Origin of the sequence: Pseudotenacibaculum haliotis (genome assembly GCF_042684245.1) — a bacterium.
In the GTDB taxonomy this organism is placed as follows: Bacteria; Bacteroidota; Bacteroidia; order Flavobacteriales; family Flavobacteriaceae; genus Polaribacter; species Polaribacter haliotis_A.
On the sequence record NZ_JBHULH010000011.1, the window covers coordinates 83,346 to 109,154 of the forward strand.

Annotated in this window: 28 protein-coding genes; 11 read left to right on the top strand and 17 right to left on the bottom strand. The window is 36.2% G+C overall.

What is annotated here, in order from left to right; genetic code table 11:
- The first annotated feature begins 31 nt into the window (after positions 1 to 31).
- Entirely contained in the window at positions 32 to 742 is a 711-nt protein-coding gene (locus ACFSRZ_RS14035) for a hypothetical protein (protein ID WP_379667197.1), read from the top strand.
- 483 nt (positions 743 to 1,225) lie between these two features.
- Positions 1,226 to 1,966: a hypothetical protein gene (locus ACFSRZ_RS14040; protein WP_379667198.1), complete on the top strand. Its 741-nt coding sequence runs from the start codon at positions 1,226 to 1,228 to the stop codon at positions 1,964 to 1,966.
- 209 nt (positions 1,967 to 2,175) lie between these two features.
- Here ACFSRZ_RS14040 and ACFSRZ_RS14045 read toward each other — a convergent pair whose 3' ends face one another.
- From ACFSRZ_RS14045 to ACFSRZ_RS14075, 7 genes are read right to left on the bottom strand one after another with little or no spacing between them, the layout of a single operon-like run.
- On the bottom strand, positions 2,176 to 2,934 hold the full coding sequence (locus tag ACFSRZ_RS14045) for a class I SAM-dependent methyltransferase (RefSeq protein WP_379667199.1): 759 nt from the start codon (positions 2,932 to 2,934) through the stop codon (positions 2,176 to 2,178).
- 8 nt (positions 2,935 to 2,942) lie between these two features.
- On the bottom strand, positions 2,943 to 3,263 hold the full coding sequence (locus ACFSRZ_RS14050) for a cupin domain-containing protein (RefSeq protein ID WP_379667200.1): 321 nt from the start codon (positions 3,261 to 3,263) through the stop codon (positions 2,943 to 2,945).
- A 1-nt stretch (position 3,264) separates the two neighbouring features.
- Positions 3,265 to 4,083: a type I methionyl aminopeptidase gene (map, locus tag ACFSRZ_RS14055; RefSeq protein WP_379667201.1), complete on the bottom strand. Its 819-nt coding sequence runs from the start codon at positions 4,081 to 4,083 to the stop codon at positions 3,265 to 3,267.
- Between the two features lie 57 nt (positions 4,084 to 4,140).
- On the bottom strand, positions 4,141 to 4,545 hold the full coding sequence (locus tag ACFSRZ_RS14060; protein WP_379667202.1) for a BT0820 family HAD-type phosphatase: 405 nt from the start codon (positions 4,543 to 4,545) through the stop codon (positions 4,141 to 4,143).
- Positions 4,546 to 5,064: a thioredoxin family protein gene (locus ACFSRZ_RS14065; RefSeq protein WP_379667203.1), complete on the bottom strand. Its 519-nt coding sequence runs from the start codon at positions 5,062 to 5,064 to the stop codon at positions 4,546 to 4,548.
- Between the two features lie 2 nt (positions 5,065 to 5,066).
- Entirely contained in the window at positions 5,067 to 6,584 is a 1,518-nt protein-coding gene (gene gpmI / locus ACFSRZ_RS14070; protein WP_379667204.1) for a 2,3-bisphosphoglycerate-independent phosphoglycerate mutase, read from the bottom strand.
- 49 nt (positions 6,585 to 6,633) lie between these two features.
- Positions 6,634 to 6,906: a hypothetical protein gene (locus ACFSRZ_RS14075; RefSeq protein ID WP_379667205.1), complete on the bottom strand. Its 273-nt coding sequence runs from the start codon at positions 6,904 to 6,906 to the stop codon at positions 6,634 to 6,636.
- Between the two features lie 115 nt (positions 6,907 to 7,021).
- On the opposite strand from ACFSRZ_RS14075, the gene ACFSRZ_RS14080 reads away from it, so the two are divergent.
- Positions 7,022 to 8,764, top strand: a complete 1,743-nt coding sequence (locus ACFSRZ_RS14080) for an aromatic amino acid hydroxylase (RefSeq protein ID WP_379667206.1) — start codon at positions 7,022 to 7,024, stop codon at positions 8,762 to 8,764.
- Here the strand turns inward: ACFSRZ_RS14080 and ACFSRZ_RS14085 are convergent.
- Together ACFSRZ_RS14085 and ACFSRZ_RS14090 are read right to left on the bottom strand one after the other, a co-directional pair.
- Positions 8,761 to 9,831, bottom strand: coding sequence for a family 10 glycosylhydrolase (locus tag ACFSRZ_RS14085; protein ID WP_379667207.1), 1,071 nt, complete (start codon positions 9,829 to 9,831; stop codon positions 8,761 to 8,763). The two genes, ACFSRZ_RS14080 and ACFSRZ_RS14085, sit on opposite strands and share 4 nt — an antisense overlap.
- 1 nt (position 9,832) lies before the next feature.
- Entirely contained in the window at positions 9,833 to 10,930 is a 1,098-nt protein-coding gene (locus ACFSRZ_RS14090) for a carbohydrate-binding family 9-like protein (protein WP_379667208.1), read from the bottom strand.
- Between the two features lie 109 nt (positions 10,931 to 11,039).
- Between ACFSRZ_RS14090 and ACFSRZ_RS14095 the strand changes: the two genes are divergently transcribed.
- Entirely contained in the window at positions 11,040 to 11,348 is a 309-nt protein-coding gene (locus ACFSRZ_RS14095) for a rhodanese-like domain-containing protein (RefSeq protein WP_379667209.1), read from the top strand.
- On the opposite strand, the gene ACFSRZ_RS14100 is transcribed toward ACFSRZ_RS14095, so the two are convergent.
- The 8 genes from ACFSRZ_RS14100 to alaS form a co-directional block, all read right to left on the bottom strand.
- Positions 11,345 to 11,737 (bottom strand): hypothetical protein, encoded by a 393-nt coding sequence (locus tag ACFSRZ_RS14100; protein ID WP_379667210.1) that lies wholly within the window; start codon positions 11,735 to 11,737, stop codon positions 11,345 to 11,347. The genes ACFSRZ_RS14095 and ACFSRZ_RS14100 overlap by 4 nt on opposite strands.
- Positions 11,738 to 11,786: 49 nt before the next feature.
- Complete coding sequence (locus tag ACFSRZ_RS14105; protein WP_379667211.1) at positions 11,787 to 12,440, bottom strand: response regulator; 654 nt, start codon at positions 12,438 to 12,440, stop codon at positions 11,787 to 11,789.
- Positions 12,437 to 14,209: a tetratricopeptide repeat-containing sensor histidine kinase gene (locus ACFSRZ_RS14110; protein WP_379667212.1), complete on the bottom strand. Its 1,773-nt coding sequence runs from the start codon at positions 14,207 to 14,209 to the stop codon at positions 12,437 to 12,439. Before ACFSRZ_RS14110 ends, ACFSRZ_RS14105 begins: the two co-directional genes overlap by 4 nt.
- A 37-nt stretch (positions 14,210 to 14,246) precedes the next feature.
- Entirely contained in the window at positions 14,247 to 14,525 is a 279-nt protein-coding gene (locus tag ACFSRZ_RS14115; RefSeq protein ID WP_379667213.1) for a hypothetical protein, read from the bottom strand.
- Between the two features lie 8 nt (positions 14,526 to 14,533).
- Complete coding sequence (locus tag ACFSRZ_RS14120; protein ID WP_379667214.1) at positions 14,534 to 14,971, bottom strand: hypothetical protein; 438 nt, start codon at positions 14,969 to 14,971, stop codon at positions 14,534 to 14,536.
- A 137-nt stretch (positions 14,972 to 15,108) separates the two neighbouring features.
- Complete coding sequence (locus ACFSRZ_RS14125; protein ID WP_379667215.1) at positions 15,109 to 15,510, bottom strand: hypothetical protein; 402 nt, start codon at positions 15,508 to 15,510, stop codon at positions 15,109 to 15,111.
- A 66-nt stretch (positions 15,511 to 15,576) separates the two neighbouring features.
- Positions 15,577 to 16,527: a GSCFA domain-containing protein gene (locus ACFSRZ_RS14130; RefSeq protein WP_379667216.1), complete on the bottom strand. Its 951-nt coding sequence runs from the start codon at positions 16,525 to 16,527 to the stop codon at positions 15,577 to 15,579.
- Positions 16,528 to 16,677: 150 nt separating this feature from the next.
- On the bottom strand, positions 16,678 to 19,290 hold the full coding sequence (gene alaS / locus ACFSRZ_RS14135) for an alanine--tRNA ligase (RefSeq protein ID WP_379667217.1): 2,613 nt from the start codon (positions 19,288 to 19,290) through the stop codon (positions 16,678 to 16,680).
- Positions 19,291 to 19,459: 169 nt separating this feature from the next.
- On the opposite strand from alaS, the gene ACFSRZ_RS14140 reads away from it, so the two are divergent.
- From ACFSRZ_RS14140 to ACFSRZ_RS14170, 7 genes are all read left to right on the top strand, one after another.
- Positions 19,460 to 20,425 carry a M23 family metallopeptidase gene (locus tag ACFSRZ_RS14140; protein WP_379667218.1) on the top strand — a complete coding sequence of 322 codons (966 nt, stop codon included), beginning with the start codon at positions 19,460 to 19,462 and terminating at the stop codon, positions 20,423 to 20,425.
- 9 nt (positions 20,426 to 20,434) lie between these two features.
- Positions 20,435 to 20,764: a MerR family transcriptional regulator gene (locus tag ACFSRZ_RS14145; RefSeq protein WP_379667219.1), complete on the top strand. Its 330-nt coding sequence runs from the start codon at positions 20,435 to 20,437 to the stop codon at positions 20,762 to 20,764.
- A gap of 160 nt (positions 20,765 to 20,924) precedes the next feature.
- The gene (locus ACFSRZ_RS14150) at positions 20,925 to 22,736 is read left to right on the top strand and encodes an acyl-CoA dehydrogenase (RefSeq protein WP_379667220.1); all 1,812 of its coding nucleotides are present in this window, start codon (positions 20,925 to 20,927) and stop codon (positions 22,734 to 22,736) included.
- Positions 22,737 to 22,868: 132 nt separating this feature from the next.
- On the top strand, positions 22,869 to 23,633 hold the full coding sequence (locus ACFSRZ_RS14155; RefSeq protein WP_379667221.1) for an SDR family NAD(P)-dependent oxidoreductase: 765 nt from the start codon (positions 22,869 to 22,871) through the stop codon (positions 23,631 to 23,633).
- Between the two features lie 9 nt (positions 23,634 to 23,642).
- Positions 23,643 to 24,332, top strand: a complete 690-nt coding sequence (locus ACFSRZ_RS14160; RefSeq protein WP_379667222.1) for a DUF6304 family protein — start codon at positions 23,643 to 23,645, stop codon at positions 24,330 to 24,332.
- Between the two features lie 4 nt (positions 24,333 to 24,336).
- Positions 24,337 to 25,554, top strand: a complete 1,218-nt coding sequence (locus ACFSRZ_RS14165) for an acyl-CoA dehydrogenase family protein (protein WP_379667223.1) — start codon at positions 24,337 to 24,339, stop codon at positions 25,552 to 25,554.
- Positions 25,541 to 25,798 carry a hypothetical protein gene (locus ACFSRZ_RS14170; protein WP_379667224.1) on the top strand — a complete coding sequence of 86 codons (258 nt, stop codon included), beginning with the start codon at positions 25,541 to 25,543 and terminating at the stop codon, positions 25,796 to 25,798. Before ACFSRZ_RS14165 ends, ACFSRZ_RS14170 begins: the two co-directional genes overlap by 14 nt.
- Positions 25,799 to 25,809: the final 11 nt, after the last annotated feature.

The window sequence follows — 25,809 nt, forward strand, 5'->3', positions numbered from 1 at the left end:
ATAGTTTTGTTTCAAAATCAAAAATCATTTTATGAGAACACCAACAAACTTAGAAAGCAAAACAAGAAAATTGATATTGAGAAATAACATTCTTTTAATCTTGCTAGTAGCAAGTATCGGATTTATTACCTACAATCAATACTTTCAACAAAACGATATTCTTTACGCAAAAGGAATTGTCATTTTTGACGAACAAGGAAAAGAACGAATTCTTATTGGTGCTCCGGTTCCTAAAACCAAACACAGAATACGCGATAATTATGACAAAGCGATGGAAGCTTGGGAAGATGAATTTGGGCCTGAATATAAAGAGTGGTATAAAGAATACAGTCATAAAAATTATGGAATGTTAATTCTTGACGAAAATGGATACGATAGGTTAGCAATAGGTAGTCCTACTCCAGATCCTAATATTGGAAAAAGGTTAGGGTCGGCTACAGGAATTGAGATAAATGACGAGCAAGGTTTTGAGAGATCCGGTTATGGTTTGATGAAAGTAAATGGAAAAAATCGAATTGTTCTCGGATTGGATAACGATAATGGAACTGAAGGAATGTCGTTAATTTTAAGTGATGAAGGAAATACCGGATTGTTTTTAAAAAATAAATATGGAAAGATATTCTTAGGGAAAACGGAGGATAAGAACTACTATACTAATGAATTTCCGTTTAAAGGATTCATGATCGAAAATGATTCTCTTCAACAAGAGTTTAAGTATAATGTATTGAAAAAGAAAGAGTAATCATTTAAATCATACAGGCAAGATCTCATCCTTCATTAGGCGATATTTGCCTGCAAGTTCGGGTGAGATTTCTTTTGTGTAATCAACTTGCTTTATCCGAAATCTAATAGGCTTAAACATCTTAAAATAGTATCAGCCTTAGATACTATGATGATCACATTACTAACGTACGAATACTTCAAGTTTCATAAAAAGCTAATAATTCTTTTTAAGCCTTTTTGCCTTTGTCTATTTTATGTACTAAACTCTTCTCAAAAAAGAAAAATAGGGCTCAAAATGTGTCACAGAAAGGGATGCCCTTGAATTAGTTATAATTTTGTAGGTGTCAATTACGTTTTGACATGTTCAGCATATAAAAATTCGTATTACCAGGGGTGGATTATCTATTTTCTATTGATATGTAATAAACAAATTGAGGACGCTTATAACATGCAATAATCAAACAATTAAACTTAATTTTTAATCTTTAAAAAACAAATTATCATGAATGCTAAAAGTTTAATTTTCAGTTGCTTATTTCTAAGTATTCTTCTGTTGGGCTGTACGTCTGAAGATTCCATTGAAATGGAAGATTTATCAAAAAAGAATGATAGGTCTCAGATCAGTAAAGAAATCAAATCAAGTATAATATCTAATGGAGGTAGCAAAAAGCTATCAGAATTTTTTGGTGACCTTATTTTGGGAAACTTAGAAGGAAAAATGTATGATACTAAATCTATTTTAAAAGAATTAGATAATTTAAATCAAAAAACGTTTTTTGATGAAAGAGCTTCAGCTCCTTGCCCAAATAGCACTGGTACAGGCTCTCCTTTTCCTTCAAATGTAGGTTGGACCCAGCGACAAGTTATGTATGGTGATCTCCAGTTAAACTTTGATTATGGAGCTAATAACTTTTACTTTTATAGGTTTGGTCGTACAATTATCTTAGCGTCAACCGGACCTTCTCATGAGAATTTTACTCTTGAACCATTCGCCTTAAATACTTTCCCAAGAAATTCTACTGATATTTCTGGTTCAGAATGTATAAAGACTGCTGGGTTTACGTTAGGGTATAATAATGTAACAATATTGTCTCACCAAAAACTTGATAAGATATCCACCTACGTACTCCAAGATAATAATGATTATAGGTATGCGGCATACAGAGTAGCCAATTACTCAAATAATGTGTTTTTCTTCCCTATATTTTCCACAGAACATAAAGATGCTATAGGCTTTAAATAAATGTAAATAGCACATAAAATCAGCAAAACTTCAGATGAAAGTCTGGAGTTTTGTTGTTGAGAGTCCTGCTAGTACTTGAATACTTCACGTTTCATAAAAACAAAACTAAGCGGATCTTTTTAGTGGCTTTAATTACCCTGTTTATTTTCTGTTTTCAGCACCATACATCTCGGAAAGTTCAATGCAGGCAATTGTGAGGGAGAGGGGAATTACTTAAACACAACAGGTAAGATTTCACCTTTCATCAGGCGGTATTTGTCTGCAAGTTCGGGTGAGATTTCTTGAGTGTAATCAACTTGCTTTACTCGAAATCCAATAGACTTTAATTTGGCAAAATAATCTCTACCATACACGCGAACATGATCATACTGACCAAAGATCTTGGCACGCTCTTTAGGATCTGTAATAGAATCATCTTCAAAAGTAACCTCTCTGTTGAGATCTTGTGGAATCTGAAAAATACCCATACCTCCTTTTTTCATTACACGATACAATTCTTGCATGGCTTTAGTATCGTCAGGAATATGTTCCAAAACATGATTGCAAAAGATTACATCAAAAGAATCATCTTCAAAAGGAAGTGCCGTAATATCTGCTTTTACATCAGCTATTGGCGAGTATAGATCGGCTGTAGTATAATCGTGATTCAACTTTTTAAATCGCTTTAAAAAGCATTGCTCCGGAGCCATGTGTAATACCTTCTTTTTACTGGTAAAGAAATCTGTTTCATTCAGTAAATACAGCCAAAGCAATCGATGTCTTTCCAGTGAAAGTGTACTTGGAGACAAAACGTTGGGTCGTTGGGTGCCATATCCATAGGGTAAGAATTTTTTGAAACTCTTCCCGTCAATAGGATCTGTGTAGGTTTTCCCTTTTAGATAGAAAGCAATAAAAGGTCTAGCCACATAACTCAGTTTGATCAAAAGTGGCCTTGGAACAGTATTTAATATGGCTTTAAAAAGCTTCAAAAAGTTATCTATTTATAGTCTTCTCTTACTGGAGAAAATACATCGGTGATTTCACAATAGGTGAGTGCTTTTCCAGAATGTTCTACATGTGGTGGAATTACAGCAATCTTACCGGGTTTGTACACTTGAGTTTCTCCTCCTATGGTCATTTCAAACTCTCCTTGAGTAACCATGGCAATTTGTTCGTGTAAATGGGAATGTAATGGAAGTTCAGCTCCTTTTTCAATTTCCCAATAAGCAAGAGTCATATGTTCAGAATGAACAAAGCGGGCTTTGAAACCTTTGATGATCTCTTTTTGGGCAATGTGTTGAATTTCTTTGCTGAACAAATTATAGAACTAATTGTTTTTGTCTGAATTCTTTTTCTTCATCACTTTCAATTCCCAAAGCTTCGTATATATATTGGAAAGTTGAAAGTAATTCAGGTTTCCCATCAACAATAGCAACATCGTGCTCGAAATGTGCACTTGGTTTTCCGTCTTTGGTTAAGATAGTCCAACCGTCATTTAGTTGATTAATTCTATGTGTTCCTAGATTGATCATAGGTTCAATGGCAACAACCATTCCTTCTACAAACTTCTTACCTCTTCCACGTCTTCCGTAGTTAGGCATTTCAGGATCTTCGTGCATTTTTCTACCAAGACCATGTCCTACCAACTCACGTACAACACCATAACCGTGACGCTCGCAGTATTCTTGAATGGCATATCCAACATCACCAACTCTGTTTCCTACTTTGAGTTCTCTAATACCCACATACAAACTTTCTTTGGTAATCTGCAAAAGCTTTTCAGTTTCCGGATCAATTTCGCCTACAGGAAATGTATAGGCATGATCACCGTAAAAACCATTTTTAATAGCGCCACAATCTATAGAGATAATATCTCCTTCTTGTAAAGGTTTGTCATTTGGAATTCCGTGTACTACCTGAGCATTCGGACTCATACAAAGGGTGTTTGGAAAGTCATACAACCCTAAAAATCCAGGAATTGCATCTTGAGAACGAATAAAATCTTCTGCAAGTTTATCTAAATATAAAGTGCTTACTCCGGGTTTAACCTCTTTGGCCAACATCCCTAAAGTTTTGGATACTACCAATGCACTTTCGCGCATTAATTCAATTTCTTCTCTAGTTTTAACTACGATCATAACTCAAAATGAAAGTGCAAAGATACTCTTAATTTAGAATATTAAAAGAAGCACTGTTTACTTGAAGCGAGAAAAGAAACCTTTTTTCTTTTTGGGAACTTCAGGTTCCTCTTCAAAGATCAATTTGTAGATCTCTGTCCAACCTATAAAACCTCCAATGTTTCGGTCATCTATAAACAGGTCGGCATGAATCTTTCTACTAATCTTTCCGTCAAATTCCTCTTCAGGATAGTTTTTATTAACAGCGTAGAATTCAATGCCATTCGCTTCGCAAAACTCAACAGCTTCTCTCAGCTTTCTTCCATTTCTGTAAGTCCACAAGATCAATCTATGGCCACCAGCTTGAAGCTTTTTTATAGTTTCAAAGGCAAAGATCATAGGTTTCCCAATTTTTGGGTAGGCATCTTCAACGATGGTTCCGTCAAAGTCAATGGCAATGATCAAGTGATTGTGTGGAAGCATTTATTTTTGGTACGAGTGTTTGTATGGTTTTCCTTGTACAATTTTCAAAATGTCTTTTTCCATAGTCTCTCTTGGATACTCAACATAACGACCTATCTCTTCTCCTTTTTTATAGAAGATAAAAGTAGGTACTCTAATAATATTCTTTCCTTCTTGAAGATTGTCCGGAGTACGCTTACTTCTGTTTACAGCAACTAGCTGGAAATTCTTTTTAAAGTTGAAGTTAGCAGCTTCCATTATCTTATAAAAACGAGGTGTTTCACGTTTGCTATCTCCACACCAAGTTCCCATAAAGCATAAAACAGAAACTCCTTTTAGATTCTTTTTGATCTTCTTGATAATCTTCTCATCAGGCTGATATTTGTTGTAATGATGTTCAAACCAACCCTTGTATTGCTGTTTTAGAAAATCAGATTTTTGAGCGTAACCGATCAAGTGACCACTACGATCTTTTTTAGCTTGTGCTTGTGTTGTGTAAACAGCGAAAGAGAAAACAAGTAAGACAATAATTTTTTTCATAACTATACTAACGATTTTTGAGTCATTTCTTTAGGTTGAGCCACATCCATCATGTGTAAAATGGTTGGAGCTATGTCTCCCAAGATACCATTTTTTATGGAATTCAACTCTTTGTCGATCAAAATTATTGGAACAGGATTTGTTGTGTGTGCTGTATGAGGTGTTCCATCAGGATTGATCATGGTTTCACAGTTCCCGTGATCGGCAATTAATAAGGTGGTATATCCATTTTCTAACCCGGCAGTTACTACGTCTTTGGTACAATGATCAACAGCTTCACAAGCTTTCACGGCAGCTTCAAAAACTCCTGTATGTCCTACCATATCACCATTGGCAAAATTCAAGCAAACAAAATCAACATCGCCTTTTTCCAATTCAGGAATAATAGCATCACGAATTTCATAAGCACTCATTTCAGGTTTTAAGTCGTAGGTAGCAACTTTTGGAGAAGGGCATAAAAGTCTTTTTTCTCCCTCAAACTCTTTCTCACGCCCTCCGGAAAAGAAGAATGTAACGTGTGGATATTTTTCTGTTTCGGCAATTCGTATTTGTTGCTTCCCTGCCGAAGCTAAAACTTCTCCTAGTGTATTTTCGATATTATCATTCTTATAAATTACGTGTACATTTTCAAATGTTTCATCGTAATTGGTCATCGTAACAAAATACAAAGGAAGTTTGTGCATATTGTATTCGTGATTGTCTTGCTGACTTAATACTTGTGTCAATTGACGACCACGATCGGTTCTGAAATTGAAAAAGATGATCACATCATCTTCCTGAATGGTAGCTTTAGGTTTATTGTTCTCATCTACCATAACAATAGGTTTGATAAACTCATCCGTTACTCCTTCTTCATAACTATTTAGAATACTTTGAGAAGCATCTGTAGAATAAGATCCTTTACCATTTACCAAAGCGTCATAAGCCAATTTTACACGTTCCCATCGTTTGTCTCTGTCCATGGCATAATATCTTCCCGTGATGCTTGCCAATTGCCCGGTTGTTTTGCTCATATGCTCCTGAATATCCTTGATGAAATAATTCCCGGATTTCGGATCACAATCTCTACCATCAGTAAAGGCATGCAAGAAAACATCATTCAAGCCATAGTTATTGGCGGCATCTAACAATCCTTTTAAGTGATTGATATGAGAATGAATGCCGCCGTTGGAAACTAAGCCAAGAAAGTGTACATTTTTGCCGTGCTTTTTAGCATGGTCAAAGGCATGTAACAACTCTTGTTCTTTAGATAAAGTTCCTTCTCTAACAGCTATATTGATCTTAGCCAAATTCTGATACACAATTCTACCGGCTCCTAAATTCATGTGGCCAACCTCAGAATTTCCCATTTGTCCTTCAGGAAGTCCTACATATTCACCATCTGTACGTAACTCAGCATGCGCATAAGTGTCGTACAAAGAATTGATAAAAGGAGTTTTTGCATTGTAAATTGCAGATACCTTTGGGTCTTGAGTTATTCCCCAGCCATCTAAGATCATTAAGATTACTTTCTTATCCATTCTCATTAAAAATTGAATGGTAAAAGTAAGAAAGATTTAGAGGTAAATTCTAAAATTTTACGAAACCGATAAAGAAGATTGCAATAGCCATTAAAACCACCATAATGATCATATTTCGAATCACAATCTTACGATTCTCTTCTTTGACTCGTTTACGTATTTTCTCCAACTCCGCAGGAGAAGCTTGATTCTCAAAATGAAGTTCTGTTTTTCCGGAGTACTCAACTCCGCTATCTTTTAATTTTTTGAGTGCACTTTTACGATCTCTTTTGTTGTTCTTGAGAGCAGTAACCATAGCACTCACTGCACCTCCAAAGCTCATAGCATTAATGTTTAGGTTCTAACTATTAGTATAAAAATAGTTAAAAATGTTACAAGAAAGCAAATCTCTCAGTCGCTTCTTCGTAATTTTGCGGGATTATAAATAAGCGATAGGAATGAATCCTCATTTTGAATTAAACGAAGTCACCAAAAAACTTCCCAAACACCTGCATAAATTTGTTGTCAAGCAGCCTTACGAAGAGTATACTCCACAAAATCAGGCAGTATGGCGTTATGTAATGCGTACCAGTGTAGATTACTTGAAACAAGTAGCGCATGAATCGTATGTAGAAGGGTTAGAAAAAGCCGGGATTTCTGTAGAAAGCATTCCGCATATGGAAGGAATGAACCGTATCTTAAAGCAGATCGGTTGGGCAGCAGTTTCTGTTGATGGATTTATTCCGCCAAATGCATTTATGGAATTTCAAGCCTACAATGTATTGGTGATCGCTTCAGAAATGAGAACCATTGATCATGTCGAATATACTCCGGCACCGGATATTATTCACGAAGCAGCAGGTCATGCACCCATTATTGCCAATTTAGAATATTCAGAATACTTACGACGTTTTGGAGAAATAGGAAGCAAAGCGATCTCGTCTCCAAAAGACGATGAAATGTATGAAGCTATTCGATTATTGTCTATTCTAAAAGAAAACCCAAACTCTACCCAAGAAGAGATAGATGCTGCACAAAAGCAAGTAGAATATTTACAAGACAATATGGGTGAATTGTCTGAAATGGCTCGATTAAGAAACTTGCATTGGTGGACAGTAGAGTATGGTTTGATAGGAGATTTGGATGATCCTAAGATCTACGGAGCAGGTTTGTTGTCTTCTATTGGAGAAAGTAAAGATTGTATGCGTTCTGAAGTGAAGAAACTATTGTATACGTTAGAGGCAGCAGATCAAAATTTTGATATTACCAAGCCACAACCTCAACTGTTTGTAACCCCGGATTTTGCTTATTTAATCATGGTGTTGGATGAGTTTGCCAGTACAATGGCCTTGAGAACCGGAGGAGCAAAAGGAATTCGAAAACTGATCAATTCCAATAAGCTGGGAACAGTAGAATTGAGTACAGGGATTCAAATCTCAGGACTCTTTACAAATGCGATCAAAGATGAAGATGGAAAAGTGGTGTACATTCAAACTACCGGACCAACGGCATTATCAAATAGAGACAAAGAATTGATTGGACATGGAACCAAATACCATGCTGAAGGATTTGGATGCCCGATTGGAAGATTGAAAGGGATCAACTTACCAATTGAAGATATGTCGCCAAGAGATTTGAGAGCCTACGGAATTCACGAAGGAAAAATGATTTCTCTTGAGTTTGATAGTGGTGTGATTTTAAAAGGTGTGCCAATTACAGGAACCAGAAGTTTACGTGGTAAGATCTTGTTGATCACCTTTAAAGATTGTACAGTAACTTATAAAGATCAAGTACTTTTTCATCCGGATTGGGGAGTGTATGATATGGCAATTGGAAAGGAGTTGGTATCTGCTTATGCCGGTCCGGCAGATCCTGAATCGTTTAAAAATTTAGCAAAGGTTTCTGAAACAAAGACTGCAAAAATTCAATATTCTGTAAAGGAAAAAGAACTGTACAAATTGTACGCATCTGTCAGAGAAATGAGAGAGTCTGAAAGTGCTACTTCAGAAAAGTTGGAAAGTATCTTTAACGCATTAACATCAGAACATACAAACGATTGGCTATTGCCATTGGAAGTATATGAATTGGCTGTAGCTAACGATCTCTCTATTCAGAAAGAGGTACTCACGTATTTAGAGATTCTTAAAACTAAAGAACCACTACAAAAGCTGATAGAAAATGGACTGAAGCTTATTGCTTAGTTTTGGTTTTTCAACTTTACAAAAACAGCTTGTTGTTCTTTTGTTAGACCATCTGCTGTAAAGATTGAAATTCCATTAGCGCCATTTTCTTTGGCGATTAGGATGGCTTTTTCCAGATCTTTAGGATCTCGTAAAGCAGGAGCATAGAGACCGGAAACAACAGGGAATTCTACATCAGAAACACCTTGTTTGGTAGCAAAACCGATCCAATTGATATTTTCACGGTAAAAATTCTGATACAACATTGGATACGCTGTATCTAAATTCCAATCGTTCCATGCTTGACGAACCATTTGTCTTGACATTTCCGGGAAAGGAAAAACAGCTGCAGTTACTTTTTTGTTCTTTGCATGAGCAATTTCAACAATTTCATTCACCAAACTTGTAACGGCATTTAATCTGTATTGTCTCCATTCAGTTGATAGCTCCGGATGTTTAAAATCCATAGGATCTTTGTCAAATATCTTTTTAAAACCTTCTCTTGCAATAGGATGATAATCGTAATCGTATTCCGGCATTTCCGTTTCCTGTACTAAATTGTATTTGGGCTGTAAATCGGCACCAAGAATTACATCAGGATAACGAACATAATCCAAATGAACAGAAGCCAAACCTTCAACTTCCATTAATTTCTTTGCATTGTTAATGATATGATTTCTCGCTTCAGGATGAAAAGGACTCAACCATTGATAATAATCTACATAGGCTCTGTATTCCAAAGAGTTTTGACCATTTCTGTTTACAGCGTACCACTCAGGATGCTTTTTAGCTATGGTGTCTCCCGGGCGATTTAATGTCCACATCCAACCATGAACTTTGATGTTCTTTTCCTTTGCCAAAGGAATGATCTGCCTCAAAACTTCCGGAGAACCTCCCACTAGAATTTCGCTGATGCCTAAAGAATCATAAAAGCGAATTCTTTTTTTCCAAACATCTTCTTTAAACTTTCCTCCGCCATGAGCCCAAGAACTGAATGTAAATTTTGATGGTGTTTCAACTTGTTTTTCTTGCTCTTTACAAGAGAAGAAAAGTGTAGTCACGATAGCTAGTAAAAAGATTTTTTTCATGTTAGTTGGTTTGTTTTCGACGGATAAGCCCGGTTTCATTAATGGTATACACCGTATTCTTTTGAGTATTTTGGGTTTGCAGGGTAAATCCTGTATGTGTTTTTAAAAAAGAAGCATTGACAGTGATGCCTTGTACTTCAATAGGTTCGAATTCAAATTGAGTGCCCACCTTTTCTTTTTTAAGATGTTTCAGATCTTTAAAAGCGATCTTTCGATACAATGCATAAGTAACCTGCTCTGTAAGTGCATCTGTTTGATGTTTGAATTCGATTGGATTTGTAGGAACATTGTCTGTAAAATGAATGTATCCCCAATTTTCCGGTAAGTGCATATTGATGGCTCCTTGATTAGACCAAGTCCAATTGTATTCAGGTAAGAATTTACCACCTTTCTTTTTTCGAGAATACGTGCCATCCTTTAGATCATGATCCCATTGAACTCGTGAGAAGTTGATTCGCCATTGCTCACCATCTTTGGGTTTTATTTTGGGCCTGTTCTTAAGCTCGGCATAGGCACTTAATGGAATAGCCAATTCTACAGACCAATATTCATCAATATCACTAGGATCATTTAAAGAACCCTTGATAAAAACAGCAGATTTTAGATCGTTCAAATTCCATCGATTCTTTGGTTTTCCACCTACATTGTATGGTTTGTTTAAAATCAAATCCCAAACAGTTCCTAAAGCATTAATTTCTATTTCTCCGTAATTGTGGGTATCGTCGGAGGGACTGATAAAAACTTCAAAGTCGTTGTTGTAAAAAATAACAGCATCTCGTTTTGTAATATCTCCCCAGATATGCTTTTCATCTAGTTTTGCATAAACATACAGGAAGTTAGCATCCCATAGCATTTTTACTTTCGTAGTTTGGCTTGGAATTTTAACTCCTTCAATATCGATAAACTCATCTGTGAAGGCCGAATTTTTCCAGTCGCTTTCATCAGCTTTTCCATCAATAGTGATAGGCTGAGTAGTTTTGTATACGACATAAGTTTTAGGAGAAACAATCTCTGTTGAGACTTCTGCATAGATTGCTTTTTTACGTTCGCAACCTGTAATAACGAGAAGGAAAATGAAAAAATAAAAAGTGTTTTTCAAAACCATTTTTTGTTTAGAAAAGCTAAAGATACTAAAAGCACTCTTTTCAAAACTAATATTTGACCTACAGATACAAAATATGTAATTTTACCGCTACAAAAATTAACATATGGGACTATTTGGAATTTTCAGCCAAAAAGAAAGTGTAAATAAAATTCAGGAATACTTAAACAACGGAGCTGTTGTGCTTGACGTAAGAACACATCAAGAATGGAACGAAGGGCATAGCGAAGGAGCAAAGCATGTTGTATTGAACACAATTCCTGATCATTTAGAAGAAATCAAATCTTTAGACAAACCTGTCATAGCTGTATGCAAAAGCGGTGGTAGAAGTCAAAGCGCTACAGATTTTCTAAAACAAAATGGAGTTGATGTGATCAATGGTGGTCCTTGGCAAAATGTAGACCAATATCTTTAACCGTAGTTGTTAAATCCTCTTTTTCGTAGAGTTTCCAGTCTTCTATAAACTTTAAAAGAATGGGTGAGCTTTCTAATTACAGCAAAAGTTCCTCCAATAAGAGCTCCTGTGAATGCACCCATGATTCCCGGATCAAAATGATGTCCGGTTACCCAATATTTGATGTAAAAGATTGCAATTCCAATCACTATTGACATGATGAAAATTTGCAGTTTAGATTTGGAAAAATAAGCGTAGATAGAACAGAAAAGCCCCGTTACCATTGAGGTAGCAGTTATTTTAGTCAAAAATAACTCTTTGATTGGTGTTTCTTGAGGGAGAAAAAAAGAGGTCATAAAAAGACCTATGATAGCTCCAACGATTACCCCTATGGTAATTTTTTGAATCATACAGATTGTTTGCTATATCTAGAATTTAAAAATACAATTTTTTTTATAATCATATAAGATTTCTTTTTTGAGCTTTTAAAACGGCCTCCATTTTATTGTGAACTTGAAGCTTTTTGTAAATGTTTTCAATGTGTTTTCTTACTGTTGAAGGAGATATAGAGAGGTTTATAGCAATCTCATTGTAATTCAGTCCTTTACTTAGCTGAATTAAGATCTCAGTCTCCCTTTTTGAGAGCTTGATCTCTTCAACTTCCTCTTTAGAATCAAACTCTAAAGAAGGATTACGAAGCAAATTCAAAGTTTTTAGAGCAATACTTGGTGTCATTGGAGCTCCATCATTAATTACCTCCTGAATACTGTTGTACAACTTTTCTGCCTCTATTTCTTTGAGCAAATACCCATTAGCTCCAGCTTTGATCGCTTTAAAAACATAAGCATCATCATCGTATACAGTCAACATAATGATCTTGATCTGTGGGTATTGATTTTTAATGAGCTCTGTAGCTTTGATACCATCCATCTCCGGCATTTGTATATCCATCAAAATCACGTCCACACGATGATCTTCGGCTAGTTTTCCAATGAGTTCTGCACCATTTCGAGAAATAAACTTTACCGTAATATCTTCAAAGAAAGAAAGTTTCTCTCTGATGGCCTTCGCCAAAAAATGATTGTCTTCTGCTATGGCTACTCTTAAATTCATAGATGACTTTTGTCGATGTTAATGAGAATGCTCGTGCCTTTTTTAGGTTCCGATTCAATAAATACCTCTCCTTTGATATCAGAAATTCTACTTTCGATATTTGACAAACCGTTTCCGGCAGAAAAAGAAGTTTTATCAAATCCAACTCCATCATCTTTAATAGAAACAAATAAGGTTTTAGCATCTTCTTTAAAAGAGATGTCAATCTTAGAAGCTTCTGCGTGTTTGATTGCATTATTAATAGATTCTTGAATGACTCTAAAAAGATTCATACCCACAACAGAGCTAAACTTTAACTCAGAAGATACATCCTCTTCAATAGCAAATTGAGACGAGTGTGTTACCTCTTTTGCCTTTTCAACATACGAGAGAAGGCGCGCATATAATTCTTCAAATGAGATCTCATTTTTATTCATTGCCCAAATGGTATCTCGTAACTGACCAATGGTTTCGGCTGTAAACCCGCTAATACTAGTAAGCTTTTCTTTAACAATATCGTTTGTGTTAGAAGAAAGACGTTTTAGATTGTCTAATGAAGAAATAATAAAGGTCAATTGTGAACCTATATTATCGTGAAGATCTCTCGAAATTTCTAAGCGCTGTTCTTGTAGTCTGTTTTGAGTTTTAATCTGAGAAAGAGCATCTTTTAACTCCATCTCTTTACGGAATTGTTTCTGTTTGAATTGATGTCTTTTGTACAAGCCAACAATAATAATTCCTAAAATGATAATAGAACCTCCTAGAATAAGAGCAAAGATGTTTTTGTTCTTGATATGGAGCTTTTGTTGTGCAATTTCCTTTTCTTTTTCAGCCATTTTATATTTGGCTTCCATTTCTGTAACTCCGTCTGCAATTCTTTGATTGTAAATGGTAACGGTAAGGCTCCAAATACTATCGGCTAAAGACGCAGAAGCTTTGTACATTTTTAGAGAGTCTAATGTTCTTTTCTTCTCATTATAAGCATACAATAAAGTGTTCTTATCTTCTGTTTTCTGATAAATATCTATAGCTTCATTGATTACTGTTAGCGAAGATCGAAGATCTTTTTTCTTTTGGTAGATGCTACTTTTCTTAATCAGGGCAAATCCAATATAGTTGTTACTATTTGCCTGCTTTCCGTAATCGATGGCAAGATCAATTGTGCTTAAGGCATCATCTAGCTTGTTGAGCTGTATATAGCATTCTGCAAGTAAACTTGTGCATAAAGAAAGATCGGTAATCCATCCTTCTTCTTTGTAGATCTGAGAAGCTTTTGTATAGTTGTCAATTGCTTTGTAAAGAAGCTCGCTTCGTTCTTGGGCCATTCCTTCTTCCAAATTGATCGTTCCTAAATTCTGTAGAAGTTTGGTCTGAATTCTTTTCGGTAAAAAATCTCTGTAGGAATTGGCTTCAAGGAAAAAATCTTCAGCTTTAGAACGTCTGTTCAAGAAATAATTACAGATTCCTATTTGGTATAATGTTAAGCCAATATTTTTGGCATCTTTTTGTTTTTTGAAAAAAGCCAGACTCGATAGAAAAAACTGCAAAGCTTCTTCATTATTACCTTTTCTCATAGAAATAGCACCCTCAGCAACTTGCTTTCTGAAGTAAAGTGTAGAATCCTGAATCTTTTCAGGGAAAAGAGCAATGGCTTTATCCAAGTAAAATTGAGCAGAATCTAATTTTCGATTGTCTGTAAGTTCCAAGCTTTTGTTCAAAGACTTGTAAATAGCAGCTTTCGTATCCTCAGATTGCGAGAACACAAAAGCCGCTTGGAAAACTACTATCAAAAAAAGAAGGTACTTTTTCACACTATCAATTTACAAATTAATTTAAAAGACCGGGGAGAATCTCTTGAAGATCATCTTCTATAGATAGAAGTTCAAGTTTGATCTTGAGAAACTTTCGATCCGTGTTTTCAGATAACTGCAATACACTTTCTAGTTCTTCCTGATTTTGACTTTTCAGAGCCTTTTCTATGTTGATCTGCTCTATCAACTGTGTAAGTCTCTCAGTATCTTCTTGCTTCGCTACAACTAGATGATCTCTGATCAAGATAGCAGCAAAAAGAATGAGCAAGGCCAGGAAAAGAACTGTATTCAGCATAAGATGAACTATTCTGTAAATTGTCCCAAAAACTGGTTAGAAGTGCTACTCACATTTATTTCATTCAAAGCTCCTGATTGGGTTGCAGAAACAGCGTATTTTAAATTGTCTCTACAATCATCTACAAAAGTAACTTCAGAAGCTGAGGTTTGTATAGGGTTTTGAAGTGTAATACACTCCATCCCGTCAATTTCTACGGTTAATTCATTATTGGCTATGGTAAATGTAGCGGAAACACCATTGGCAAATGGAGCACCTGCTACGATCTCTGTATATGTTACTGTATGAGTTCCTACCAATGAAGCGGGAACTGTCCCGGCAGTTTCTCCTGCTGTCAAAGTATATGTACACGTTGTAGCACATGAACCCACAACGGTGTTATTAGAACTACAGGATAGGAACACAAGAAACAAAGAGCTTAGTATAAGAACTTTATAATTTTTCATAAAATTTGGTTTTAGATTCTATAGACAAATCTCTTGAACATACAGATGAAAAAAAATACGCCATTTGGCGTATTTTCATCAAATGATCGCGACCCATTTGCATCCCCTTTCTCTTTTTCTGGAGGAACAGTAATGTTTTATTTCGATTGAAAAGAGAGTGTCTTTATCGTATTAAATGTATTGTCACAAACCTCAAAATCTACAGGCTTTCCTGCAAAGACAGAATCAGATATCTGAATAGCCAATGCCTTAAACAAGAAGTCATAGGTGTCTTCTTTCTGAACTTTCTTATTGGTTACCATTCGAAAAACATAATGTCCGTTCTCTTCATTTTTTGTGAGCTGAACAGACTTGGTTTTGCCATCAGCAAACTTTGAGCGAACCAAAAATTCTCCCAAGCGTTTAGCATCTTCTGTATTTACCCCTTTAGTATAGTAAACTTCTGTTCCGTAGAACTCTTCTTTTTTACCATAGGAATTACAGGCGATCAATAAAGAGCAGAAAATAAGAAGAATGATAATTATTCGGTTGGTTTTCATTGAGGAATGATTTATTACAAAGATCAATGAATAACAGAAGAAAATCAATACGCCATTTGCCGTATTTTAAAAAGAAATATGAGGATGCTCTTGTTGAATGGTTTGCGCATCAGTAGTAACTTTTTGTAAAAACTGTTGATGCTCTTCAGAATTTGGATTGAAAGGTTTGTGCGATAATCTCTTTTGTACAGATTCAACTTTTTTCATTGTGTTATGTGCAGATTCTGAGATCCAGCTTCCGGCAAACTTCTCCCATATATAGTTGATGGCAGTTGCGTTTGGGTGAATCATATCTTCGGCATAAAAACGATAGTCGCGCAATTCGTCCATCATCAATTCATAACTTGGGAAATAATGAACTCTCTTTCGAGGCTCAACAACTTGATGAATAGCAGAGATCAAATGTGCTTTGCTTTGCTGATTTTCTACAAATCCATCTTTCAAATGACGAACCGGAGAAACCGTGAGAAGAATTGTCGCTTTCGGATTTACCGAATTGATCAATGAAATAATAGCTTCTAAACTTTCGGTAATCTCATCTACAGAGAGTAGCTCTTTTAAAAACTTCTTTTGAGGAACCTTATGACAATTGGCAACCAATGTGTCTGTTTCAATAAAACGATAGACCCAAGCAGTTCCTAAGGTAAGTACAATATGAGACGATTCTTTTAGTTGCTGATGTGTTTCTTGAACAGCAGCATTCAAATGAGTGAGCAAATCCTCTTTTGATACATTGCTCAACTGAGAGTGTGCATCAAAACAATGCCAACGTTCGTTTAAAAAGAATACATCTTCTTCTGTGTATTCCTTTTCATTGATAGCATGAGTTACCAAAGTTTCAATCGCTTTTGGATGAAAAAGAATACCCAAAGGGTTTTGGACTGTTTGAAACTTAAAATATCCTAATTTATTCCCGATGTTTTCAGAAAAACAAGAGCCCAACAAGAAAATTGAAGACGAATAATCGATAGGATTTCGTGTTTCCTTGTTAATGGGTATGTGGGTCTGAAGATTCATCTGTAAGCTGCAAAGGTTTAAAGTGTATGAGGCTCAAAGAATACTAAATATAATAACTTCTTGTTAATTAAAGACTGTTGTTGCTATGTCTTGGTTCTTTATTCTAAAAGCGAAGCAGTCGCAAGTCTGAAAATATAGAAGGCTCATATTTTACTCTAAATAGCTGATTGCTTTACTCAAGGCATCTTTAATTCCACCTGGATTTTTACCTCCTGCAGTTGCAAAGAAAGGTTGACCACCTCCGCCACCTTGGATAAATTTACCCAATTCGCGAACAATGCTACCGGCGTTTAAGGTATCAGAAACAATCTCCTTAGAAATGTAGCAAGTTAAAATAGCTTTACCGTTTACATTGGCTCCAAATAACAAGAACAAGTTGTTAAATTCATTTCCTAATTCAAAAGCTAGGTTCTTAATACCACCGGCATCCAAATCAACTTCTGTAGCTAGGAATTGCACTCCGTTTACTTCTTCTAATTGACTTTTTAGATCTCCTTTTAAGTTCTTTGCTTTGTCTTTTAATAACTGCTCTATTTGCTTTTTCAAGGCAGAATTTTCGTCCTGTAAAGATTGCAAAGCTTTTACAGGTTCTTTGCTGTTGTTTAATAAGTCTTTCATCTCAAAGAACTGTCTGTTGTTCTCAAAATAAAAGTCTTTTACAGCATCTGTAGTAATTGCTTCAATACGTCTGATTCCTGCAGCTACCGCTCCTTCAGATTTGATCTTGAAGTGCCATAGATCGGCAGTGTTTTGTACGTGAGTACCCCCACACAATTCGATGGAATTTCCAAAACGAATCGATCGTACGGTATCACCATATTTTTCTCCAAACAAACTCATTGCTCCTTCTGCTAGAGCCTGTTCTTTTGGAATACTTCTTTTCTCTTCTAAAGGTAACTTTCCTTCAATTCTAGCATTCACAAAATTTTCTACATCACGTAATTCGTCAATCGTCATTTTCGAAAAATGAGAGAAGTCGAAACGCAAATATTTCGAATGTACAGCACTTCCTTTTTGTTCAACATGAGTTCCTAAAACTTCACGTAAAGCTTGGTGCAATAGGTGAGTAGCTGTGTGGTTGGCAGCAGTTCTTTCGCGTTGCTTTTTATCAACAACAGCATTGAAACTTTCTGCCAAATGCTTCGGAAGGTTTTTGGTAAAGTGAATGATCACATTGTTTTCCTTCTTTGTATCCAAAATATAGATTACATCACCATGCACATCTTCCAAATATCCTTTGTCACCAACCTGACCTCCACCTTCCGGGTAGAAAGGAGTTAAGTTGAAAACCAGTTGGAACATGTCTCCATCTTTCTTAGAAGTTACTTTTCTATAACGAGTAATCTTTACCTTGGCCTCTAAAGTATCGTATCCTACAAATTCTTCTTCGGAATCATCCATCAAAACAGTCCAATCGTCTGTAGAGCTTTCGCTCGCAGCACGAGAACGTTCTTTCTGCTTTGCCATTTCTTCGTGGAATCCTTTTTCATCCAAGCTCAATCCTTTTTCACGAAGGATCAATGATGTTAGATCAATTGGGAATCCGTAGGTATCATATAATTCAAATGCTTTTTCACCGGAAATTACCTTTGAATTCGCATTTACGATCATTTGGTTTAATAATATCAACCCTTGTTCTAAGGTTCTTAAGAAAGAACTCTCTTCTTCACGAATCACATTTTCGATCAATTGCTTTTGAGCTTTGATCTCAGGGAAAGCTTTCCCCATTTTCTTAGAAAGAATGTCTACCAAACGATAGATAAAAGGTTCTTTTTTGTTTAAGAAAGTAAATCCGTAACGTACCGCTCTACGTAAAATTCTTCTGATCACATAACCGGCACCATTGTTACTTGGTAATTGACCATCAGCAATAGAAAAAGCAACTGCTCTTACGTGATCTGCAATTACACGCATGGCAATATCTTGCTTTTCATTCTCTCCGTATTTCAATCCTGATATAGCTTCTATCTCACGAATGATCGGAGTAAAGACATCTGTATCGTAATTAGAAGTTACCCCTTGTAACACCATGCACAAGCGCTCAAATCCCATTCCGGTATCAATATGTTTTGCAGGAAGGTCTTCTAAACTACCGTTTGCTTTTCTATTGTATTGCATGAAAACCAAGTTCCAGATCTCAACCACTTGTGGGTGATCCATATTCACAAGATCTTTTCCATCTACTTTGGTTTTTTCTTCTTCAGTACGAATATCAACATGAATCTCTGAACAAGGACCACAAGGACCTTGATCTCCCATTTCCCAGAAGTTGTCTTTTTTGTTCCCCATCAGGATACGATCTTCCGGAATGATCTGTTTCCAAAAATCATAAGCCTCTTGGTCCATAGGAAGTTTGTCTTTGTCATCACTTCCTTCAAATACTGTTACGTAAAGAATGTCTTTAGAAATTCCGTACACTTCAGTCAATAACTCCCAAGCCCAAGCAATGGCTTCTTTTTTAAAGTAATCACCAAAACTCCAGTTTCCTAACATCTCAAACATCGTGTGGTGATAGGTATCGTATCCTACCTCTTCCAGGTCATTGTGCTTTCCGGAAACACGCAAACACTTTTGTGTATCTGCTATTCGATTACTTTTAGGAACTGCATTTCCCAAGAAAAACTCTTTAAAAGGGGCCATTCCCGAATTGGTAAACATCAGGGTTGGATCATCTTTTAAAACCATAGGAGATGAAGGAACGATCGCATGCGATTTGTCCTTATAAAAGTCTAAGAATTTAGAACGAATTTCTTGAGATTTCATGAATCTTACAATTAGGCTTTTACGCCAGTTTTTTTAGTGTTAACTTATCTTTAAAAAATGCTTCAAAAAATTGAATAGTGAAACATTTTGTAACTTTGTCAGTTATTAGTGTAGAGCTGTTTAAAAATACAAAAGCGCTACAGCTCACAAAAGTAGCATATTTAGTCGTATGGCGAAAGTAAAATATTATTACGATTCAGAGACCCTAAGCTATCGTAAGATAGAGTCCAGCAAAGGATATATCACAAAAGTAATTGTGTTGTCTACTCTTGGTGGATTGCTACTCATGTTTATTGGATTTATTGCATTTAGCCAATTCCTAAAAACACCTGAACAACTAGCGCAAGAGCGTGAGTTAGAAAACTTAAAACTCAACTATGAAGTGCTGGACAAACGACTGGATGAAAGCTCTCATATTTTATCGCAACTGCAAGAGAGAGATAACAATATCTATAGAAAATATTTTGAAGCCAATCCTATTCCGGAAGAGCAACGCAAAGCCGGGTTTGGAGGGGTAAATCGATACAAGTATTTGGATGGTTTTGACAATTCTGCAATGATCAAAAGTGCTACCAAAAAGATAGACATATTATCGAAGCAGATGGTTGTGCAATCAAAATCTTTGGATGAGATTGTTTCTTTAGCCAAAGAAAAAGAGACCATGTTAGCTTCAATTCCGGCAATCATGCCGGTGAAAAAAGAAGAATCCTATGTTTCTTCAGGATTCAAATACAGAATGCACCCGATCTTAAAGATTAGAAAATTCCACAAAGGAATGGATTTTACGGCTCCTATCGGAACACCCATTTATGCAACAGGAAATGGTACGGTAAGTTTAGCAAGAAGAAGTCCTACTTTTGGAAAAGTTGTGTATATAGATCATGGTTTTGGATACAGAACCGTTTATGCTCATATGAGTAAGATTGCTACACGAAGAGGAAGAAAAGTAAAGAGAGGAGATTTGATTGGTTATGTTGGGAATACAGGAAGATCTGTAGCTCCGCATTTACATTATGAGGTGCATAAGAACGGACGTGCTGTAAACCCAATAAACTTCTATTATGGAGATTTAACTCCAGAAGAGTTTTTAGCAGTTCAAATTGCTTCTGAAAAAGAAGGTCAGTCTTACGATTAATATATTGCTATGCACATCGACTTACCTGAAAAAAGATACTACAAAATAGGAGAAGTAGCCAAGGCATTTTCTGTAAATACATCCTTAATCCGTTTTTGGGAAAAAGAGTTCGATATTATCAAGCCCAAAAAGAATGCAAAAGGAAATCGCTTGTTTACTCCCGAAGATATTTCCAACTTCAAATTGATCTACAATCTGGTAAAAGAGAGAGGCTTTACCTTAGACGGAGCCAAGCAAAAGCTCAAGAAAAACCCTGAAGGTGTGGTTAATAATCACGAAATAATTAGTAGATTAGAAGCAGTTAAAGCCGAATTGATCAAGATCAAGAATCAATTATAAACAACATTGTATCCAAGGTTGTTAAACTTAAGATTGTTTCACTAAAAGAATCAAGAGAAAAGACGCTATTCAGTATTAAGGAATATCTAAGTCTTTTTTATCTAAAAACGTAGGAATCTCTTGTCTTTAATGTCTAGGATACATTGAAAAAAATAAAAAAATGCCACAAAAGTATGTAGATGTAGATACATTGAAATACATGCTTTATGATGTGCACAATCTCGAAGGTTTACTTAACAGAGAGCGTTTTCAAGACCATGACAAGGAATCCTTGGATATGTTTTTAGAATCTGTAAAAGAATTTGCCGACAGAGAAATGTTTCCCTATTTCAAAGAGATGGATGAACAGCCTGCCTATCATAAAGATGGAAAAGTCTTTGTACACAACCAAGTAAAAACCATGATGCATAAAGGCGGTGAACTGGGATTGATCTCAGCTCCGTTTGACTATGATGATGGCGGACTTCAAATCCCACTTATGACCCAAACAGCTGCCTATTATATCTTAGATGCAGCCAACAATCATTTGCCGGGTTATGCAGCGCTGACTCAAGGAGCCGCAGAATTGATCGTGCATTTTGCAGATGAAAAGCTCAAAGAAACCTATGTGTCTAAAATGCTGTCCGGAATTTGGGGAGGAACCATGTGTTTAACAGAGCCACAAGCCGGAAGCTCACTTTCCGATGTAATAACCAAAGCAATACCTACCGAAGAAGGATATTACCATATTTCAGGACAAAAGATCTTTATCTCCGGAGGAGACAATGATTTTGCCGAAAATGTAGTACACATGGTATTGGCTAGGATAGAAGGAGCACCTAAAGGAACCAAAGGAATCTCTTTGTTTGTAGTGCCAAAAAACCGACTCAAACAAGATGGGACATTGGAATGGAATGATGTAACTACGGTAGCTGATTTTCAAAAACTAGGACAAAAAGGATATTGCACCACACACTTAGGATTTGGAGATAAAGAAGATTGTAGAGGTTGGTTGGTAGGAGAACCAAACAAAGGATTGCATTATATGTTTATGATGATGAATGCTGCGCGGATTGCTGTAGGTCGTGGAGCTTCAGCCATTGCAAGTGCTGCATATTATGCCTCTTTAGAATACGCCAATGAACGTCCGCAAGGAAGAAAGTTATCCAGTGATGGGAAAAAGAACCCTGATGAGAAGCAAACATTGATCATTAATCATCCTGATGTTCGTAGAATGTTGTTGCAGCAAAAATCTATTGTAGAAGGAACGATGAGTTTGACTTTACTAGCAGCCAATTATTACGATCGTACAGCGACAGCAACTTCACCGGAAGAGAAAGAAAAATATCATCAATTGTTAGAGATGATCATTCCTATTGTAAAAACCTATCCGTCAGAAGCGGGGATACAAGCCGTAAATGCCGGATTGCAAACTTTAGGAGGATATGGGTTTTGTGAAGACTATATTTTACAACAATACTACAGAGACATTCGTATTTTCTCCATCTACGAAGGAACTACAGGAATTCAATCGCAGGATCTCTTAGGAAGAAAAGTTCCTATGAAAAACGGAAAAGTCTTAGAGTTACTTTCAGGAGAGATTCTAAAAACCATTCAAGAAGCTTCCGCTTTTGAAGAATTGAAAACTCATGCACAAGTTCTGGGAGGAAAATTACAATTAACGCAGAAAGTTTTAGGACACTTACTACCACATGCAATGCAAGGGAATTATGAACGATACTTAGCAGATGCTTCCGTATTTATGGAGTTCATGAGTTTGATCTTAATGGGATGGATGTGGTTGGATTTAGGAACACATGCAACACGTTCGCTTCAGGAAGGAGGCGACTATTCTCATGAGTTTTATAACAGTAAGATCCATACCATGAAATATTTCTATACCTATGAGTTGCCTAAGACTACAGGGCTGTCAGAAATTTTACTGAATACAGAATCACTCACCATCAAAAAAGATACAGAACCTATTATATAAGATCGTATGAGAGATAAAAAGATCGCTTCGGTTATACTACCCTTGCGAAGACATAAAAGCTGTCTTTGCGAATGGAACAAAGTGAAATGCGGCAAACTTTTTAATTAGAGTTCATAAGATAAAGAGGAAATAATGGATCAATTTAATTTAAAGGAAAAAGTAGCGATCGTTACAGGATCGAGTAAGGGAATTGGTAAAGCCATTGCCAAAGGTCTGGCAGAAAAAGGAGCGCAAGTAGTTATCAGTAGTAGAAGTCAGGAAGCCTGTAATGAAGTAGTGCAAGAATTTGCAGAAGAAGGACTAGAAGCAATTGGTATTGCCTGTCATATTGGAAAAGAAGACCAACGAAAGAATTTGGTAGAGAAAACCATGGAGGCTTTTGGGCGTATTGATGTATTGGTAAACAATGCAGCTATCAACCCTGTTTTTGGACCGATAGAAGATGCAGATTCGGCTATTTTTGACAAGATCATGGAGGTAAATGTAAAAGCGCCTTGGGAACTATCCAATTTAGTTTTGCCTCATATGCAAGCCAATAAGAATGGAAGTATCATCAATATTGCTTCTGTAGAAGCATTAACTCCAGGGTTTGGTTTGGGGTTGTACAGTACAAGTAAAGCTGCTTTGTTGATGCTAACAAAGAATCAAGCCAAAGAATGGGGACGTTATGGAATTCGAGCCAATGCTATTTGTCCGGGATTGATTCAAACCAAATTCAGTGCAGCTTTGTGGCAAAATGAAAAACTGTTGAACAAAATAGAAAAATCCATTCCAAGCGGACGTATGGGGCAGCCGGAAGAAATGGTGGGCTTGGCTTGCTTACTAGCTTCCAATGCGGGAACTTATATGACAGGAGGAGTTTATACTGCCGATGGAGGATATATGATTTCTGGGTAAAAAAGTTAAATGAAAACGATACAATACAAAGCTTTTTTTGAGAACCAATATTATTCAACTGAAGTTGAGATTAAAAACGATCATGAATATTTAACTTTTGAGTTGGATGGGTTTAAATTTGAAGGATCAACATTTCATGACTTTGAAATGTTGAATTACAATGAGTATAGAGGGAGTAAACAAGAGAAGTTTTCTATAAATGAAATTTCTTGTGGAGAAAAATGTGTTGCTTATGAAATATGTGAATACAAGATGACAGTTTTTTTACCCGTTCAAATAATTGATTTTGAAACAGAAGAAATCATTTATAGTGAAATGGAAATGAAAATAAATTCAGGTAAAAGTTTAGGGAGAGGTTTTATAGAAAGTGTTTGGACTCAATTAACCTTGAATATACTAGGAGAAAAAATTGTTGGAGAGGATTATGATTTCGAAGGAGCGGCAAATAAAATCCTTAAGAAGATAAAAACAAGGTTTACATTCCGTAATTGTTTTGGATGCAAGTTTTCTGACTATAGTTATATGGGAAGTTCTGAGTTTGGAACAATGCTTTGTTTTAAAAATCAAAAAGAGAAATACATCAAAGTGAAGAGCAAATCAGATTATATGAAATTAGATAGACAAGATAAAGTAGTCCAAGAAATCTATGTATGTGATGAATATGAAATACGAGGTAATATAACAGGATATAGAGGCTAATATTATGAACTTCGAATACTCAAATAGATCACTAGAATTACAAGCAAAGCTCAATGCTTTTATAGAAGAACATATTGTTCCTGTAGAAGCAGCGTTTTATGCATTTCAACAAAACCCAGAGAATCTTTGGAAACGCTGGCCCAAAACAGAAGAGCTAAAACAAAAAGCCAAAGAAGCCGGATTGTGGAATCTCTTTCTGCCCAAAGAATATGGCAACTTGAGCCCGGGATTGACCAATCTAGAATACGCTCCTTTAGCAGAGATCATGGGAAAACGCATTTGGATCTCAGAGATATTCAACTGTTCTGCGCCCGACACCGGAAATATGGAAGTTTTGGCGAAGTACGGAACAGAAGCTCAAAAGCAAGAATGGCTTCAACCTTTGATGAATGGCGACATCCGTTCTGCTTTTTTAATGACAGAACCCGAAGTAGCATCATCCGATGCAACCAATATTGAAACCTCTATTGTTTTAGATGGAGATGAGTATGTGATCAATGGAAGAAAATGGTGGTCGTCTGGAGGAATGGATTCACATTGCAAAGTTGCTATTGTAATGGGAAAAACCAATCCGGAAGCACATCGTCATCAACAACAAAGTATGATCTTGGTACCTATGAATACTCCGGGATTGGAAATTGTTCGCCCTTTATCCGTATTAGGATTTTATGATTCGCCGGAAGGACATGCAGAGATTCAACTGAACAATGTTCGTGTTCCTAAAGAAAACTTGATCTTAGGAGAAGGAAGAGGCTTTGAAATTGCCCAAGGACGTTTAGGTCCGGGTAGGATTCATCACTGTATGCGATTGGTAGGAATGGCACAATATGCCTTAGAATTGATGTCGCAACGAACGTTGGAAAGAGAAACCTTTGGAAAGAAGTTCTACGAATACAGCAGTATACGACAAGACATCGCGCAATCGCAATGCGAGATAGAGCAAGCACGATTACTTACGCTTTCAGCGGCAGATAAAATGGACAAACAAGGCAACAAAGAAGCCAAAGATTTGATAGCCATGATCAAGATAGTAGCACCCAATATGGCGTTAAAAGTTATTGACAGAGCCATTCAGATTTTAGGAGGAAAAGGTGTTGGGCCGGATACACAATTGGCACACTATTATGCCATTGCCAGAATGTTGCGTTTGGCAGACGGACCGGATGAAGTACATATGTATCAATTAGGAAAAAGCTTGATTCGTAAATATGGAAAAGCCTAATTTAAAAGATAATCAATATGCTGTTTTGCATGCTGAATATGCAACCGGACATGTGTTGAATATTGATAAAACAAAACATATAGTTCCTCAAGGAGGAGAAGTGTTTTTGATTTTTGAATCTAAAAATGAAGCTTTTGAGTATGTGAAGAAAATAACCAAAGAAAACCCAACAATTGAATGTTCTATTTGGAATGCCAAAAACCAGCATTTAGCTACATTTGATTTAAATGGAGAACGAGCATAGTTAAAATTTAA